Origin of the sequence: Salinispora pacifica CNR114 (assembly GCF_000514775.1) — a bacterium.
Taxonomy (GTDB): Bacteria; Actinomycetota; Actinomycetes; order Mycobacteriales; family Micromonosporaceae; genus Micromonospora; species Micromonospora pacifica.
Genome location: NZ_AZWO01000077.1, coordinates 1 through 2,990, shown reverse-complemented (window position 1 = coordinate 2,990; position 2,990 = coordinate 1). Strand labels below are relative to the sequence as shown.

Below are 2,990 nucleotides of genomic sequence, written 5' to 3'. Positions count from 1 at the left end.
AAAGTTTTGCCCGGCGGTGTCCTACTCTCCCACACCCTCCCGAGTGCAGTACCATCGGCGCTGGAGGGCTTAGCTTCCGGGTTCGGAATGTAACCGGGCGTTTCCCCTCCGCCATGACCGCCGTAACACTTATCGACATATCAAACACACCCAACACCACAGGCAATGTTTGCTTGCCAAGAGATACACAGTGGACGCGTAGCAACTTAGTAGTCAAGTCCTCGGCCTATTAGTACCGGTCAACTGAACCCGTTACCGAGCTTACATTTCCGGCCTATCAACCCAGTCGTCTAGCTGGGGGCCTTACCCCACCAAAGGTGGATGGGATACCTCATCTTGAAGCAGGCTTCCCGCTTAGATGCTTTCAGCGGTTATCCCTTCCGAACGTAGCCAACCAGCCGTGCCCCTGGCGGGACAACTGGCACACCAGAGGTTCGTCCGTCCCGGTCCTCTCGTACTAGGGACAGCCCTTCTCAAGTATCCTACGCGCACGGCGGATAGGGACCGAACTGTCTCACGACGTTCTAAACCCAGCTCGCGTACCGCTTTAATGGGCGAACAGCCCAACCCTTGGGACCTGCTACAGCCCCAGGATGCGACGAGCCGACATCGAGGTGCCAAACCATCCCGTCGATATGGACTCTTGGGGAAGATCAGCCTGTTATCCCCGGGGTACCTTTTATCCGTTGAGCGACACCGCTTCCATTCGCCAGTGCCGGATCACTAGTCCCGACTTTCGTCCCTGCTCGACCCGTCAGTCTCACAGTCAAGCTCCCTTGTGCACTTACACTCAACACCTGATTGCCAACCAGGCTGAGGGAACCTTTGGGCGCCTCCGTTACCCTTTAGGAGGCAACCGCCCCAGTTAAACTACCCACCAGACACTGTCCCTGAACCGGATAACGGTCCGAAGTTAGATACCCAAACCAACCAGAGTGGTATTTCAAGATTGCCTCCACATGCACTGGCGTGCACACTTCACCGGCTCCCACCTATCCTACACAAGCTAATTCAGATACCAATGTCAAGCTATAGTAAAGGTCCCGGGGTCTTTCCGTCCTGCCGCGCGTAACGAGCATCTTTACTCGTAATGCAATTTCGCCGGGCCTGTGGTTGAGACAGTGGGGAAGTCGTTACGCCATTCGTGCAGGTCGGAACTTACCCGACAAGGAATTTCGCTACCTTAGGATGGTTATAGTTACCACCGCCGTTTACTGGCGCTTAAGTTCTCCGCTTCGCCCCGAAAGACTAACAGGTCCCCTTAACGTTCCAGCACCGGGCAGGCGTCAGTCCATATACATCGAATTACTTCTTCGCATGGACCTGTGTTTTTAGTAAACAGTCGCTTCCCCCTGCTCTCTGCGGCCATACAACGCTCCAGCAGCACGTGCCTTCACGTCTCCGGCCCCCCTTCTCCCAAAGTTACGGGGGCAATTTGCCGAGTTCCTTAACCACAGTTCACCCGATCGCCTTGGTATTCTCTACCTGACCACCTGTGTCGGTTTAGGGTACGGGCCGCTCGGAACTCGCTAGAGGCTTTTCTCGACAGCATAGGATCACTGACTTCACCTGAATCGGCTCGGCATCACGTCTCAGCCACACGCGCCGCGGATTTACCTACGACACAGCCTACACGCTTACCCCGGCACAACCACCGGCCGGGCTCAGCTACCTTCCTGCGTCACCCCATCGCTTGACTACTACCCGCCAGGTTCCCACGCTCCCCCAGCACAGTCCAAAGACCACACCAAGATCGGATGGTTAGCACAACGAAGTTCATCAGGGACGCTCCTTCGCGGGTACGGGAATATCAACCCGTTATCCATCGACTACGCCTCTCGGCCTCGCCTTAGGCCCCGACTCACCCAGGGCGGATTAACCTGGCCCTGGAACCCTTGGTCATCCGGCGGAAGGGTTTCTCACCCTTCATTCGCTACTCATGCCTGCATTCTCACTCGCACCGCGTCCACAACTCGATCACTCGGCTGCTTCACCCCCGGCACGACGCTCCCCTACCCATCCACACACCTACACACAACCCAAAGGCCATGCGAAGTACACGCGTGAATGCCACAGCTTCGGCGGTGTGCTTGAGCCCCGCTACATTGTCGGCGCGGAACCACTTGACCAGTGAGCTATTACGCACTCTTTCAAGGATGGCTGCTTCTAAGCCAACCTCCTGGTTGTCTATGCGACCCCACATCCTTTTCCACTTAGCACACGCTTAGGGGCCTTAGCTGGTGATCTGGGCTGTTTCCCTCTCGACTACGAAGCTTATCCCCCGCAGTCTCACTGCCGCGCTCTCACTTACCGGCATTCGGAGTTTGGCTGATTTCGGTAAGCTTGTAGGCCCCCTAGACCATCCAGTGCTCTACCTCCGGCAAGAAACACACGACGCTGCACCTAAATGCATTTCGGGGAGAACCAGCTATCACGGAGTTTGATTGGCCTTTCACCCCTAACCACAGGTCATCCCCCAACTTTTCAACGTTGGTGGGTTCGGCCCTCCACGCAGTCTTACCCACGCTTCAGCCTGCCCATGGCTAGATCACTCCGCTTCGGGTCTAGGACACGCGACTCTAACGCCCTATTCAGACTCGCTTTCGCTACGGCTCCCCCACCCGGGTTAACCTCGCCACATGCCACTAACTCGCAGGCTCATTCTTCAAAAGGCACGCCGTCACCCCTAAAGGCTCCGACGGATTGTAGGCGAACGGTTTCAGGTACTATTTCACTCCCCTCCCGGGGTACTTTTCACCATTCCCTCACGGTACTATCCGCTATCGGTCACCAGGAAGTATTTAGGCTTACCAGATGGTCCTGGCAGATTCACGGCAGATTACAGGAGTCCGCCGCTACTCGGGAACACCCACAGGAGACTGGCAGCTTTCACCTACCGGACTTTCACCGTCTACGGTCAGCCATTCCAGACTGTTCAACTAACCACCAGCTTTATAACTCCCCACACGAGTGTCAGCCCGTGCCGCAGG

At 56.4% G+C, this 2,990-nt stretch carries 2 rRNA genes; both read right to left on the bottom strand.

Annotated elements, in window-relative coordinates:
• Nucleotides 1-8: 8 nt before the first annotated feature.
• Nucleotides 9-125, bottom strand: a 5S ribosomal RNA gene (gene rrf, locus B118_RS0124665).
• Nucleotides 126-209: 84 nt separating this feature from the next.
• A 23S ribosomal RNA gene (locus B118_RS0124660) occupies nucleotides 210-2,990 on the bottom strand; the annotation flags it as partial.